We start from the raw sequence: 13994 nt of genomic DNA, 5'->3' as shown, positions 1-13994 counted from the left end.
GCCGGTGTGGCTATGGTGATGCGACGCCGCGACGCGCTCGCCGCCGGCGGACTCGTGCTCTCGCTGTCGGCCGGCTGTCTCGAGACGCTCGAGCGGGAGGATGCCTGGCGAGAACTCGTCGTCGATCCACCCGACGGCGTCTACGTGCCGCCGAAGGTCGACGGGATGACGGCGTACGGAACCACGACCGCCGACGGGCGGACGGTTTCGCTCGCAGCGACCCGCCCGCACTCGTTCTGGACGGTGACCGGCACCGAACGGGCCCGTGCGGACGTCCGGGACCACCACGCGGTTCACCTGATGGCCAGCGTCCACGACGCCGAAACCGGAACCGTCGTCCCGACGTCGGTCACGACGACGATCCGGCGCCGGGGTACGCCAGTCGATGAGCGCACGCTCTGGCCGATGCTCTCCCAGCGGATGGGGTTTCATTACGGCGACAACGTTCCGCTCGACGGCGACGGGCGATACGTCGCGACGGTGCGTCTCGAGCCGACGAGCGCGGCCGTCGCCGACGGACTCGACGACCACCTCGAGAGCGCGACGACCGTCGACCTCGAGTTCGAGCACGCCGCGGACGAGATCGAGGGGCTCGGCCGCCGACTGATCGACAAGGACGAGGGACGCGGCGACCCAGGCGCGGTCGAGCCGATGGGTGGCGGCGAGTACGACCACGACAACGACGGCAACGGTGACGGCGAGCGTGGCGATCACGGCGACAGTCACGATCATGGTGACGAGCACCCCCGTGGATCGGCCGACAACGAGCACTACGAGCACCGCGATCGACTCGAAGAACGCGCCGAGTCGTGGCTCGGAACCGCGACCAGCGGCGACCTCGAGTTCTCGCTGGCGGTGCTCGACGCCGAATCGGAACACGACGGCGTCCTCGCGGTGCTCCCGCGGACGCGTTACAACCGGTATCCGATCCCGTTCACGTCGCTCTCGGTCGCCCTCGTACGGAACGGGACCACAGAACGAAGCGTGGCGCTCCGGGAGCGGCTCGACGCCACCCTGGGCCACCACTACGGAACCGCCGTCGAGAGAGGCGTCCTCGAGCGAGCCGACGAACTCGCCGTCACCGTCGACGCACCACCCCAGGTGTCACGCCACGAGGGATACGAGACGGCGTTTCTCGACGTCGAGCCGGCGACGGTCGGCGTCGACCTGGAGTAGGAGAACCGACGTCGTTCTCGAGTAGTCTCGTCGTTAGTTCGCCCCGGAAACGGTGGCTCCGTCGGCGCTGCGAAGCAAGAGCAGTCCGACCGCGAGCATGACGATGCTCACGACGAGCCAGTGAGGGTTCCAGGCTTCGGTGCCGTGGACGACGTTGTGGAGATCGAGCACGTAGTGGCTGACCGTGCCGTCGAAGACGTTGAACACGCCCGCACCGACGACGATCGCACCGACGAGATACCGCGTCGAGAACCGGACGTCGGTCCCGTTGACGAGCCGCCAGGTCAGGCCGAGACCGATTCCCATGACGCCGAGCATGAGCAGCAGAAAGAGCCCGTCGAACATGACGTTCGTCCGCAGTCCGTCGAGACTGTACGGATCGTAGATCCCCGACAGCAGGTGATGGGTCTGGAGCGTGAGATGAAAGATTACGACGTCGATGATGGCCCCGAACCCGAACCCGACCGTGCCGCCGGCGAGCAGGAGCCGTCGACGGCGTCGCGTTCCGGCGTCAGTCGTCATAGTTTCACAGTCGGCGACCGCAGGGAAAAAGGACCGGCCGACGACTGCTACGTTTCCGGCCGCTCGATCGCTGTCGCCGGAGTACGTCCGCTGGTCCGTCAGGACGTCACGTTCTGACGACCGCGTCGCCGACGTTGGCCGTTCGTTCGGCGACGTCGATCAGCGAGAACCAGGTGTTCAACGCCGCGCGAAGCGCGACCACGTCGGCCGCGGTGATCTCGAGGAAGACGACCGAACCGTCGCGAGTGATAGTCGTTCGCGAGCGCTCGTCGTCGATTTCGCCGATCTCACGGGCGACGCTCTCGGCCACGATTCGGGCGCGAGACGGCGTCTCGTACTCGAACTCGAGCGTCGCGTCGTGAGAATCCACGGCGTTAGTTGGCGTCGACTTCCTTGACGTCGCGGCTGCGTTCTTTCAGGAGCACGCGATGACCGCAGTAGGGACAGCGGACACCGCCGTACTCGTCGATCTGGACGTCGCGTTTACAGCGGGAGCACTTGTAGCTCATGCGTGAGAGAGTGAGAGACGTCGTTATTCGTCTTCGGACAGCGCGGCGCGGATCGAGCGCTGGACGGTTCGGCCGGCGGGGGTCTCCGGGCGGTAGGCACCGCCGGTGAAGACCTCCCCGGTCTCCTCGTTCTTCCAGATGCCGGTGCCGATGCGGGTGACGTCGTCACCGTCGACCTCGGCGTTCTCCATGTCGTCTTCGATCTCACTGACGCGGCGTCGAGCGACGCGACCGTAGCGTGCGCCAAAACGGCCCGCACTGCCGATTCCTTGATTGGCCATAGTATCGCTATCTATCGCCACCTGATTCTTAAACCTGTTGAGTCACGGCGGCTCCTCTTCCGACTGTTTGGCGACCGGACCGACGAGGAGTTCGCGAAAGACGAGGACGAGTGCGGCGAGCGGGCCGACCGCAGTGAGCGGTGCGGCGAGGAACCCCGTCCCGACGCCAGTCACCGCGATCAGTGATCGAAGTGCGAGTCCACTTACGGCGAGCAGCGGAATCGCAGCCAGGATCGCGTCGGCGCGCTCGAGCATAGCTAATTATATCTAATTACACTCGGTCGGATAAGGGGCTGACAACCAGCAGAGACTGTCGCTTCCATCGACTCGTGAGAGTATCTACGCGATGGATCGTTTCTTCCGCGGCCGAACGGCGGGTGATCGGCGGGTGACCGTCCGATTCCGTCCGTTACAACCCGCACGAGCGGATTTCGATCCGGACAGATACTGAAGTATACGTTTCATTATTTCGTAGTAGTAAGTACTGACACTCACGTCCAGCCGTGACAACGTATTACGGTTTTGGCCGACGTGAGCACGAGTATGCGGCGACGGAGGTATCTCGCCGCCGGGGGGAGTCTGGCGGCGACGCTTACGGGTGGTGTGGAAGCGATCAAACGGGGGGCCGCGAACCGAGTGCGAGACGCCCGAGAAAACGACGGGAGCGTCGAGGTTCGGATCCTCGAGACGAACGCGCCGGTCGAAGGCGGCACGCTGCTCGAGGGGACCGTCGAACTCGAGAACACCGGCACGACGTCGGCGAGACCGACGGTCGAGAGTTTCGTCGAGGGCGATCGACACACGGTTCGCAGAACGTCGGTCGACGCCGGCGACACCGAGACGGTCGAATTCGGCGGCTACCGGACGTATCCGGTCGAAGCGGACGACCGGATAACGGTACGGGTCGAGACCGAGGACGATGCGGACGAGCGGGCGGTCGACGTGCTCGCCGTCGACGGTCTCGATCCGGCGCAGACGACGCCAGACCGAGAGGTTGCGGTTCTGCCGGGGACGACGGTTCTCTTCGAGGTTGAATCCGACGCGCTCGGCGAGTACGGCGGCCGGACGCAGTGGTTCGTCGACGGCGAGTACGTCGGGTGGTCGATGGGCCCCTGGTACAGCGCGTACTACGGTCACCGAGGTGCCGACTACTGGCGAGAGACGTTCGAATCCCCGGGGACCCGCGAGGTCACCGCAGCCATCGACGGCGACGACGAGACGTCCCGGGCGACGTGGACGGTCGAGGTGACGGAGGCCGGAACCCCGGCCCCATCCATCGACGAACAGCGGCCGGCCGACGAGTCGCTCGAGGTGGTTCGCGGCGAACCGACCGAACTCGAACTGGACGTGAGCCATCCCGGCGGCGGGCTCGAGCGCGTCGTCTGGTGGCTCGGCCACGCTGACGTCGTGCTGGAGACGACCGACGTCGGGGGAACCGAAGACACGGCGGCGATCGAACTCGAGAGATACTGTCACGGCTGTCCGATCGTCGTCTGGGTGATCGGCGAGCACGGAACCGTCGCGTCCGAGGGTCCGTGGGTAATCGACGAGGTCCGCGACGAACCCGATCCCGCGCTCGAGGTGACGATCACCGAGACGAACGATCCCGTCGACGCCGGCGAGCTCCTCGAGGTGACAGCCGACGTCGAGAACGCGGCCGACGCCGAGCGATCGGGAGAGGTGGACCTGATCGTCGGTCACGACCCGGAACTGGTCGACAGCCAGTCGGTGACGGTCGACGCCGGCGACACCGAGACGGTCGACCTGGAGTTCGAAACCGCCATGGTTCGCCGAACCCAGACGTTCCCCGCGCGGGTCAAAACCGACGACGACGCCGACGAACGGACGGTCGAGGTGATCGGAACCGAGGACGTCGCGTTGGACGTAACGATCACCGAGACCAATGCGCCGGTCCAGACGGGGGAGTTCCTCGAGGTCACCGCCGAATTCGAGAACGGCCACGACTCGGGACTTCAGCGCGAGGCCCAACTCGTCGTCGGTCACGATCCGGACGTGGTCGAGACGACGGTCGTCTCGGTCGACGCCGGCGACACCGAGACGGTCACGATGGGGTACGAGACGGCGCTCGTCGAGACGGACCAGGAGTTCCCGGTACGGGTCGAACTCGAGGGCGACGCGGACGAAGTTCCGGTCTTCGTCTACGTCGACGAGCCGCCCTTGCTCGTGAGCGTTCTGGAAACGAACGATCCGGTCGCTGCGGGTGATCTCCTCGAGGTCACCGCGGAACTCGAGAACACCGCGGATTCGGAAACGACACAGGAGATCGAACTCGTCGTCGGCCACGATCCACAGCTCGTCGACGCCCGGTCCGTGACGGTCGACGGCGGGGACACCGAGACGGTCAGCCTGGAGTTCGAAACGGCGCTCGTCCGGCGAACCCAGGAGTTCCCCGTTCGAGTCGAGGGTGACGACGACGCAGCCGTCCGCGACGTCGAGGTGATCGGAACGGACGACGCCGACGTGACCGTGGCGATCACGGAGAGCAACGACCCCGTCGACGCCGGCGAGGTCCTCGAGGTGATCGTCGACGTCGAGAACGACGGGGAGGCCGCGATCACGAAGGATCTCGAGTTCGTCGTCGGCCACGATCCGACGGTCGTGGACACCGCGTCCGTACGGGTCGACCCCGGAGAGACCGAAACGGTCGAGCTGAGCTTCGAGACGGCGACCGTCGAGAACGACCAGGAGTTCCCGGTGCGCGTCGAGAGCGCCGTCGCCTCGGACGAACGCACGGTCCTCGTCCGCGGAACGACCGAGGAGGAACTCGAGATCGAATTCGTCGACTGCACGCGAGCCGAGGTCGCCGGCAGGTTCGAGGACGGTGACGACCTGACCGTCGAAACGCTCTTCGTCGATTCGGCCGGCGTCGGAAACGCGCATTCGGGGATCACGGTCGGCGACGAGATCGACGCGCCGTTCTCCGGGACGATCCGCTTACGGATCGCCGAGGAGACTCGGATCGCCGATCGAACCGACGACGAGGTCCTCGTCGAACTGGCGACGGCGGGGTTCGGATCGACCATCGGCTCGGTCATCGTCAACTGGTTCGAGCCGGACGAAGTCCGCGAAAGCAATCCCCTCGACTGCGTGGACGAGCGCCGTCCCGACCGTCCGACGATCTTCCTCGAGGACGTCGCACCCGTCACCGCCGACAGCTACGAGGTCGTGTTCGGCTACGAGAATCCGAACGCCCTCGAGTTGATCGGCGGCGAGTTCGTCGAGGGAACGACGCCGGACGAGCCGCCTGCACTCGAGCCCGGAGCGCACATGTTCACCGTCGAGTGGATGCCCGAGACCGACGACGAGCGCCTCGTCTGGGAGGTCGACCTCGAGCACTACCTCTACGACGAGACGCTCCGTGCCGAAACGGAGCCCGCCAGCGAGTACCCCACTCTCGAGCCGGCGACGTTTGCGGTGACGATCCTGGACGCGCCCGACTCGGTTTCGGTCGGGGAGGTGCTCGAGGTGACCGCCGAACTCACGAACGTCGGCGACGAGTCCGGTGAGACGATCGTTCAGCTGGATACGGATCAGCAACAAGACGTCGACAGCCGATCCGTTTCGCTCGCTCCGGACGACTCCGAACCGGTCACGCTGACGTATCAACCGACGCAGGAAGACGTCGGTGAACGAACCGTCACCGTGAGCACCGACGACGACGCCGCGTCGGTTCAGGTCACCGTGACCGATCCCGAACCGGAGGAACCCGCCGACGAGCCTCTCGACGAGGAAGAGCCGGACGAAACGCCCGAAGAACCGGACGAGGATCCTCCAGCCGACCCACCCGAGGACGGTCCAGACGAAGATCCACCGGACGAGACACCCGAAGAGGGGCCGGACGAAGACCCGCCGGAAGATCCCGCAGAAGACGCTCCAGACGAACCGACCGACGACCAACCGGAGGAGTCGCCGGAGGATGCAGCCGAACAGCAACCGGACGATCAACCGCCGGCAGAATTCCCTGAGGAGTCTTCGGAAGAGTAGCTTCTTCCGGCCATCCGACTTCGCGAGGGGGCCACCCCTACTGGAACTCGGAGTTGGCGAGCACGTCGTTGAGATCGTCGCGGATCCGCTCACCCAGTTCTCGGTTCGGCGCCGTGGTGACGACCCGATTCTCCTGGACGCTCGAGCCGTCCCGGATGAGCATTCGGACGTTGCCGCCGTCGTCTGCTCGGGTCACCTTCGCGCGGAGTCCGGACTGCGAACCCTTCCCACCCGCGTCGATCGGGCCGGGGATGACTTTCTTGACGTGGGGGTGGTCGGCGACGGTGTGGATCGCGCGCATCCCGGTTCGGCCGCCGATGAGCGTCGTGTGGCTGCCGCCGATCTTCTCGGCCGGCGGCGTCTCGACCACCTCGAGCGCTCGATTGCCGCGCCGCTCGAGCACCGCCTCGACGGGATCCTCGCCGTCGACGCGGTAAAAGGGGTAGTGGACGTCGGTCCTGACCGCGCGGATCACCGCGCGCTCGCCGCTGGCGTAGACTTCTTCCGGACGCTTTCGGCGGATCTCGTCGCCGAGTAGGCCCGCGAAGTTCCGCAGTTCGACGACCTCGTTCTCGCCGTCCTCGGGGGTCGTGGTGATCGTCGTCTCGCCGATAATGGGGTCGTCGACGTCGTCGCTCGCCAGCATCGTCAGTGTCGCCCGGTCGCGGGCCGCATCGAGAACGATCGCCTCCGTGTTCTCTTCCCGGCAGACCAGACAGAAGTCGCCGGGTTTCTTAAGCGGCGAAGCGCAGTGGCGACACTCCATAGTCAGCGATTCGGCACACAGGTGTAAAACGAACGTGTTTTTCGGTTGGCGGGATCCGTGACTGGTCGGCTATCGTAGCCACTGAAAATCAATGCATACCCGATTGTACAGCCGTCGTGCGATCGGTGTGGGGACCGTTTCAGTTGTTACTGTAACTCGACGTTCCCATCGCATCCGCAAGTTTCGTTCCGCAGGCCCGACAGTACCGGGCGCCCGCCGAGACGACGGCCTCACAGTTCGGGCAGGCGAGTCCGGTCTCGTCGGCGGTTTCGGTTTCGACGTCGGCGCCACAGGACGGGCAGTAGGCGGCATCCTCGGAGACGTCGGTCCCGCAGTTCGGACAGCCGGTCGTCCGCTCCCAGAGCACCTGGCGACGCGAGTTCGAGACGTAGTTGTACGCCCCCCAGAGGACGTTTCCGATCCCCATCGTCCACCAGATCGTCAGGACCGCGACGAGGATGTGCGAGGCGACCGAGCCGAACTCCCGATCGACCATCACGACGCGGTTTCGGCCCTCGTCCTCGATCTTCCACCCCTGCGCGACGAGATCGTCGATCTCGCGTTGCATGCGTTTGCTTCGCATACTCGAGTGGAGGACTCGAAGGGAGAAAAATCTGACAGCGGTCGAGCGGTGCGACGAGAGGGGAACGGTGAGGACATCTGCCGGATTCCATCGATTTCGATCGGCAGAAACCCACAGGAACCGCAGACCGCGAACGTCGAACGGACGGTTCCTAGACGAAACAATTCATTTATATCATATGAGTAGACACGTTGCAACTGTCGGAGACATCAGAGGGGGTAGGCAGGTCGGTACGGGAGCAATCCGTTGACACACCACTGCTCGACTGAACCGTCTTCGATTCCTCTGACTCCGGCAATTCGAGAGGGGGTGATGGAGGAGTACCCGTCTCTGCTGCTCGAGCGGTGCGCCGTTCGAACAGTGGGTTCGTAGCAATACCCGGCAGACCCAAAACAGTCTGGAGTCACACGTCTCTTCGTCGAAGCGGTACGATAGCTGTGGCAGGGCGCCACGCCACGTCAGATCAGCAACTGCGGCCAGTACGTCAGCGACAGTGCCCCGTACGTCAGCAACAGCGCTCCGTACACCAGCACCCGTCCCTGCCACCGTACCCCGTTCTCTTCAACCGAGATCCACCGGATCGACCTTGAGGTACTCCCGTCCCACGACCGTCGCGTACGATCCTTTCGGCAGGGCGAACGACAGTGTCAACGGCTCGTCCTCGAGTTCCAGATCGGTCCGGACGAGAATCGCCCGTCGGGTTCCCGTCGAGTGGAACTCCCCGGGAAGGTCGAAGTCGCCCGACGCGAGATCGAGATCCTCGAGCACGGCGCGTTCGATCTCGCCCTGTTCGCCGTCGGCCAGTTCCGTCTCGGTGCCGACCAGCGGCGCCGTCACGAACGCCCGTCCGCGTTCGCAGTGGCGCGTCACCGAGTCGACCCGGCGCTCGTCGACGCGCTGGAGCCGGTCCGTGTCCGGTAGCTCGAGCCCCTCCGGAGCGTCGGTATCCGAAAAGCAGACCACGTCGCCGGCGACCGGTCGATCGAACGGGAGGCCACGCTCGAGCCGTTCGCTCAGCATCCGATTGAACGCGTACGACTGGGCGGCGTGGACGAACAGGCGCTGCAGGTTCGAGGGGACGCGCTCGAGTGCGGCGCGGAAGTCCTCCGGCCCGGGTTCGCCCTCGCACTCGGCCAGCGCGTGACACATCGATCGCTCGTAACGCAGGCGGTTCGGGATCCGTTCGAGGGCTTCCTGCCAGTCTCTCGTCTCTTCCACGAACGCACGGGCCTCCTGCGTTCCCTCGGGCTCCGCGTCCGCCGGATTCCCGAGATAGGCCATCACCGCACCTTCCCAGTCCTCACGGGCGATCTCGAGACCCACCTTGTGCGTGACCGGTCGTCGGCTGCCGAACCGCTGCTGGCCGAAGAAGTTGGGGACGCCGATCGAGGTTCCCTCGCCCCCGGTTGCGTTGCCTCGCCGCCCGAGGCCGCCGAACTCGTGCAGTTCGTCGGTGATCGCCTCGGCGTTCTCCGGCCGTTCGGCGTCGCCGACGGCGAGTTCGAACGCGTTGCCCGCGAGATCACCGAACTCGAGGTTCCGCCCCGCCCGACCCAGCACCTCGATCTCGGCACCGTTGACGTCGGGAAGGTTCTCGGGGTCCGCGCCGTAGACCGAGAACAGCTGCGTCGTCACGGCGTACTTGTCCTTCGTCCCGGCCCAGTTGACGCGCTCCCGCGAGACGCCGATCGCGTCCGACAGCCGGGATGCGAAGTCGTTCGTGTCCCACCCCCGTAGGGTCGCCCGGAAGACGAGGTGCGGATAGGCGTCCGTCGGCGCGTCGACGGGTTCGGTGTCGAAGCGCTCGAGTTCGCGCACCCGGAACTGATCGTCCTCGGCTCGTAACCGACCGCCGACGCCGTCGGTGTCGCTCACGTACTGTTCGATACCGACGGCCTGCTCCGTTGGGTGGGCTGGACGCATGCTCGTTGCCGGCCGTTAGACCGCCGCCGGTAAATCGGTTCGTTCTCGGTGACGAACTCTCTGCCCGGATCGAGCACCGTCCAGTCTGAACGATGAACGTGAAAAAACACGAACACGGGGCGAATGGTCAGACTGGAGCCGACCACTCGTGTCCGCAATCACCACACTCGAAATCCGCCGTCACGACGCCGTCGTCGCTGTTCTTTTGGAGTAGTTCGCCGAACCCATCGTCGCATTCCGGACACCGAGCGTTCATCGCTAATTCCGGCTATCTTCCCGCTGGAAATCAAACCGTCTCCCCGTTATTTTGGAGCGAAAATATGACCAATAAAAGCACTGACACTGAAATACCGTCGAACGGGTTCGCCCCGTCACTCCGCGACGTCCGCGACCAGTTCCCGCACGTACTCGAGTTCGTCCTCGAGTACCGTGTGGCCGACGCCCTCGTAGATCCGTTTCTCCACGTCGGCCTCGAGATCCGTGAACACCCGCGCGGTCTCCTCGACGCGGTCGACCGGAATGTGCTGGTCCTGATCGCCGCAGCCGACGAACACCGGCGTTCCATCCATCGAGCCGTCGTACTCTCTGGGGGTTCCCTCGGGGCCGATCAGGCCGCCGCTCAGCGCGACGACACCGCCGTACCGGTCGGCGTTTCGGGCGGCGTACTCGGTTGCGAGACAGCCACCCTGCGAGAAGCCGAGCAGGATCGTCCGCTCGAGCGGCATCGCGCCGTTCTCTCCCGACGTGACGCTCTCGACGACGTCGTCGAGCAGCGAGAGCGCCGAATCGAGGTGGGGCTGGTTCGCCTCGAGCGCCGCGAGGAACGCGTTCGGATACCAGGTGCCGCGCTGGGCCTGGGGCGCGACGTACGCGACGTCGTCGCGGCCGATCTCGTTCGCGAGTCCGAGCATCCCGCGCGCTCGCGCCCCGCGGCCGTGGACGAGGATCATCGCCGCCGACGCATCCTCGAGGTCGGCGCCGGCGTGCTCGATCGGCTGGTTCGCGTGTGGGCCGTCGGTCATACCGGATCGAACGCGCTCCAGTGGAAAAGGGGTTCGTGAGCCGGCGAGGAAGACGCCGACCGGCGATCAGAACAGCGAGAGTTCGCCCGTGACCCGGTCGACGACCTCCTCGTCGCCGGGGCCGACCGCCAGTGCGGTGACCGTCCCGGACTCGAGTTGCGTGTGGCCGGCGTCTCGGATGACCGCGTTCGGTAGTCCCCGACTGTCCGCGATCTCGGAGAGTTCGTGGAGTTGGCGCTCGCTCTCACCCTTTAGAACAACCTTCTTCTGGCCGCCGTTCTTCCACTGCTTTCGGGTTCGCTTGTCGGCTTTCTCGTAGGCCGACAGCGAGGCGTGTGCGACCTGCGCGGCGAGCTTTCCCTGACCCATGCCGATGTCGGTGCGGGCGACGATGGCCTGTTTCATGGGCGGATCGACGGGGCCGATCCCCATAGCCGCAGCGATCGAAACCGCCCGCCGGTGCGTCGCGAGTTACTTCCCCGACATGTTTTTACTACTGGAATAAATCGGTAGAGACGTATCGAATGACCCGAACCCCGCTCGTTGCACCCGCTGCGTACTTTTCCAGGCCCGACGCGTTCGATCCCCGGCAGGCAGTCCTTCCCACGGCCGCGTTCTGGCTCGCGACCCTCGGTACCAACGTCTACCTGTGGTCTATCAGCGACTTCGTCGTGGAACCCAGGTACCTCGCGTGGCTCTACCAGACGCTCGAATCGACGCTCCTGACGCTCCTCATCTTCACCCTCGTCGTGTACGTCCTGGGGCAGGTCGTCGGCGGCGACGGCGAGCCAACCGACGCGCTGGTGCTCGCCGCGTGGGCGCTCGTGCCCGCGATCGTCGCCAGAGTCGGCGCGGTGGCGAGCGCGTCCGGGCCGTTCGTCGATCCCGCGACCAGTACCGAACTCGCTGCGACCGTCGTTTTCGCGCTCGTCGCCTGTCTCTGGGCGGGCTACTGTTGGCGGGACGGCTTTCGGCACGCGTTCGATCTCGAGCGCCCCGTGGCGACGCCGACCGCAGTTCTCGGGGTCGTCCTCTGTGCGACGCTAGTGGTCGCGCCGCTGTTCGTACTCGCGTGAGGAACGCGACCGGCGGCTGTCGCGTTCCGGTCCATTTTAGAGCGCCCCATTCGAGAGTCAACACATGATCCTCTCCGACGCGGACATTCTGAAGCGACTCGAGGAGGGCGACCTCGTCGTCGACCCCCTCGACGATCCCGAACTGCAGATTCAGCCGGCGAGCGTTGACCTCCGACTGGGCCGGGAGTTCCTCGAGTTCCAGCGGACGAACATCCCCTGTATCCACCCGAACTCCGAGAACGAGGTCGACGAGTACGTTACCGAGACGATCGTCGAGGAGGGAGACGACTTCATCCTTCACCCCGGCGACTTCGTGCTCGGAACGACCTACGAGCGCGTCGAGATCCCCGCGGACCTGATCGCCCACGTCGAGGGGCGCTCCTCGCTGGGCCGCCTCGCCGTCGTCGTCCACGCCACGGCGGGCCTGTGCGATCCGGGCTATCGCGGCCAGATCACGCTCGAACTGTCGAACCTTGGATCGGCACCCGTCGCGCTGACGCCCGGGATGCGCATCTCACAGCTCACCTTCACGGAGCTCAAGACCGAAGCCGAGCGCCCCTACGGCAGTGACCGCGGCTCGAAGTACCAGGATCAGGACGGCCCGCAGGCGTCGCGGATCCAGAGCGACGACGAGTTCGGCGGCGATCAGCTCGCACGCGAGGACTGAAAGCTTCGGTATCGGAATCGACCGATACGGCCGGGACGGCTGGTTCTGTTGAAGCCCGCCGTTGGACCTATACCCGACCGGAAATCCAGATGGCGAGGACCAATCCGACCGCCGCGCCGAGCGCAGCCGACGAGCTCGGATCGAAGTGCAAGATCACGGCCGCGACGGCGGCGCCGAGCGCGAAGCCGATCGTGAATCCGGCGAACCCACCCGTCCAGCGGCGATGTCGAAGCGGCGTCTCCTCGGAGAGCCCGGTGGCGACACTGGCCACCGCGATCGCTCCGGCCACGGCACCGACGGGGAGACCGACGAGCAGCGAGACGCCGATCAGCTGATTCGCGAGTTCGCCGACGGCGACCCCGACGATGAGAAACGTCGCGACGCCGGAGCCGAGGACGAGAGCGATAGATTCGTCGGTGTTCATCCGTTTCGAGTACGTTTCCCCGATAGCCGTATAAAACGTGCGTAACGACCGAATCACCGCTCGAGTCGACCCCGATCGCTCGCCGTCGCAGTACCCACAAGTTATTCCCTCAGCGCTCGTATCGCCACCGAACAGATGAAATTCGTCGAAGAGATCGTGGTCGACGAGTTCCTGCCGACGGTTCGGTCGTTGCTCGCCGGCGAACTCCGCGAACGGGGACTCACGCAGAGCGAAGTTGCTACCGTGCTGGGAATCAGTCAGAGCGCCGTCTCGAAGTACGCCCACGGTGACGTGACGATCAACGACCGAATCGCCGAGGAGGAACGCGTCATCGCCCTCGTCGAGGAACTCGGTGACGGCCTCGCCAACGGCGACATGACGCCCGTCCAGGCGCTGATCGAGATCGAAGTGTTGATCCGGGAACTCGAGACCGGCGGCGACCTGCTCGCCCAGCTTCACGAGGAGGCCGTTCCGGAACTCGCCGACCACGGCTCGAGCTTTCGCATCCACGATCCGGAGAGCGAACTCCGGACCAGCGAGCGCGTGCTCTCGTCGCTCCGGCGGGGCCTTCGCCTGCTCGAGAACGCGAGCGGGTTCGCCACACTAATTCCGGCAGTCGGCTCGAACCTGGTCGCCTGTACGCCCGACGCGGCGGACGTCGACGACGTCGCGGGCGTTCCGGGCCGGATCTTCGACGTCAAGGGGAAGACGACCATCCCGAGCAGTCCCGAGTTCGGCGTCTCCGAACACGTCGCGACGGTGTTGCTCTCGGCGCGCCGCCACGGCGCGAACGCTTCGGCGGCGATCAACATCAGGTACGATCGTGAACTGCTGGGGAAACTCGCCGAGCAAGGACACGTCACCGCCGAGTTCGACGAGTCCGACGACGTCGCCTCGAGCGTCGGCGCGGCGATCGACGACCAGCCCGAAGCGACCGTCCTCTACCAGACCGGCGGGATGGGGATCGAACCGCTGATCTACGTGCTGGGGCCCGACGCGGAGTCGGTCGCAGAGACGGTTCGAGCGCTGCTCTGAGCCGT

16 protein-coding genes are annotated in these 13994 nt (G+C 65.6%); 5 read left to right on the top strand and 11 right to left on the bottom strand.

Features of this window, described 5'->3' with window-relative positions:
• Positions 1 to 18: 18 nt before the first annotated feature.
• Positions 19 to 1176, top strand: coding sequence for an iron transporter (locus CV102_RS02350; protein ID WP_148856231.1), 1158 nt, complete (start codon positions 19 to 21; stop codon positions 1174 to 1176).
• Between the two features lie 33 nt (positions 1177 to 1209).
• Here the strand turns inward: CV102_RS02350 and CV102_RS02345 are convergent, their stop codons facing one another.
• The 5 genes from CV102_RS02345 to CV102_RS02325 all read right to left on the bottom strand — a co-directional run bounded on the left by CV102_RS02345 (position 1210) and on the right by CV102_RS02325 (position 2743).
• Complete coding sequence (locus CV102_RS02345; RefSeq protein WP_148856230.1) at positions 1210 to 1698, bottom strand: DUF2243 domain-containing protein; 489 nt, start codon at positions 1696 to 1698, stop codon at positions 1210 to 1212.
• Between the two features lie 106 nt (positions 1699 to 1804).
• A complete protein-coding gene (locus CV102_RS02340; RefSeq protein ID WP_148856229.1) occupies positions 1805 to 2068 on the bottom strand; it encodes a KEOPS complex subunit Pcc1 in 264 nt (87 codons plus the stop codon).
• A gap of 4 nt (positions 2069 to 2072) precedes the next feature.
• Positions 2073 to 2207, bottom strand: a complete 135-nt coding sequence (locus tag CV102_RS02335; protein ID WP_148856228.1) for a DNA-directed RNA polymerase subunit P — start codon at positions 2205 to 2207, stop codon at positions 2073 to 2075.
• Between the two features lie 23 nt (positions 2208 to 2230).
• Positions 2231 to 2488 (bottom strand): 50S ribosomal protein L37ae, encoded by a 258-nt coding sequence (locus tag CV102_RS02330; protein ID WP_148856227.1) that lies wholly within the window; start codon positions 2486 to 2488, stop codon positions 2231 to 2233.
• 42 nt (positions 2489 to 2530) lie between these two features.
• Complete coding sequence (locus CV102_RS02325) at positions 2531 to 2743, bottom strand: hypothetical protein (protein WP_148856226.1); 213 nt, start codon at positions 2741 to 2743, stop codon at positions 2531 to 2533.
• Positions 2744 to 3031: 288 nt separating this feature from the next.
• Between CV102_RS02325 and CV102_RS02320 the strand changes: the two genes are divergently transcribed.
• The gene (locus tag CV102_RS02320) at positions 3032 to 6493 is read left to right on the top strand and encodes a hypothetical protein (RefSeq protein WP_148856225.1); all 3462 of its coding nucleotides are present in this window, start codon (positions 3032 to 3034) and stop codon (positions 6491 to 6493) included.
• A gap of 37 nt (positions 6494 to 6530) precedes the next feature.
• Here CV102_RS02320 and CV102_RS02315 read toward each other — a convergent pair whose 3' ends face one another.
• From CV102_RS02315 to pth2, 5 genes are all read right to left on the bottom strand, one after another.
• The gene (locus CV102_RS02315) at positions 6531 to 7259 is read right to left on the bottom strand and encodes a DUF2103 domain-containing protein (protein ID WP_148856224.1); all 729 of its coding nucleotides are present in this window, start codon (positions 7257 to 7259) and stop codon (positions 6531 to 6533) included.
• Between the two features lie 139 nt (positions 7260 to 7398).
• A complete protein-coding gene (locus CV102_RS02310) occupies positions 7399 to 7842 on the bottom strand; it encodes a zinc ribbon domain-containing protein (protein WP_148856223.1) in 444 nt (147 codons plus the stop codon).
• Positions 7843 to 8403: 561 nt separating this feature from the next.
• Complete coding sequence (gene truD / locus CV102_RS02305) at positions 8404 to 9765, bottom strand: tRNA pseudouridine(13) synthase TruD (protein ID WP_148856222.1); 1362 nt, start codon at positions 9763 to 9765, stop codon at positions 8404 to 8406.
• A 371-nt stretch (positions 9766 to 10136) separates the two neighbouring features.
• Positions 10137 to 10787, bottom strand: coding sequence for an alpha/beta hydrolase (locus tag CV102_RS02300; RefSeq protein WP_148856221.1), 651 nt, complete (start codon positions 10785 to 10787; stop codon positions 10137 to 10139).
• Between the two features lie 66 nt (positions 10788 to 10853).
• Entirely contained in the window at positions 10854 to 11192 is a 339-nt protein-coding gene (gene pth2 / locus CV102_RS02295) for a peptidyl-tRNA hydrolase Pth2 (RefSeq protein WP_148856220.1), read from the bottom strand.
• A 119-nt stretch (positions 11193 to 11311) separates the two neighbouring features.
• Between pth2 and CV102_RS02290 the strand changes: the two genes are divergently transcribed.
• Together CV102_RS02290 and dcd are read left to right on the top strand one after the other, a co-directional pair.
• Positions 11312 to 11863, top strand: a complete 552-nt coding sequence (locus CV102_RS02290) for a YIP1 family protein (protein ID WP_148856219.1) — start codon at positions 11312 to 11314, stop codon at positions 11861 to 11863.
• Between the two features lie 64 nt (positions 11864 to 11927).
• Entirely contained in the window at positions 11928 to 12530 is a 603-nt protein-coding gene (gene dcd, locus CV102_RS02285; protein ID WP_148856218.1) for a dCTP deaminase, read from the top strand.
• 67 nt (positions 12531 to 12597) lie between these two features.
• On the opposite strand, the gene CV102_RS02280 is transcribed toward dcd, so the two are convergent.
• A complete protein-coding gene (locus CV102_RS02280; RefSeq protein WP_148856217.1) occupies positions 12598 to 12954 on the bottom strand; it encodes a hypothetical protein in 357 nt (118 codons plus the stop codon).
• Positions 12955 to 13089: 135 nt separating this feature from the next.
• On the opposite strand from CV102_RS02280, the gene CV102_RS02275 reads away from it, so the two are divergent.
• Positions 13090 to 13989 carry a thiamine-phosphate synthase family protein gene (locus CV102_RS02275; RefSeq protein ID WP_148856216.1) on the top strand — a complete coding sequence of 300 codons (900 nt, stop codon included), beginning with the start codon at positions 13090 to 13092 and terminating at the stop codon, positions 13987 to 13989.
• The last annotated feature ends 5 nt before the right edge of the window (positions 13990 to 13994 follow it).

Source organism: Natronococcus pandeyae, assembly GCF_008122205.1.
In the GTDB taxonomy this organism is placed as follows: Archaea; Halobacteriota; Halobacteria; order Halobacteriales; family Natrialbaceae; genus Natronococcus; species Natronococcus pandeyae.
The sequence above is the reverse complement of the archived record's forward strand: the minus strand, read 5'-3'. Positions and strand labels throughout refer to the sequence as shown.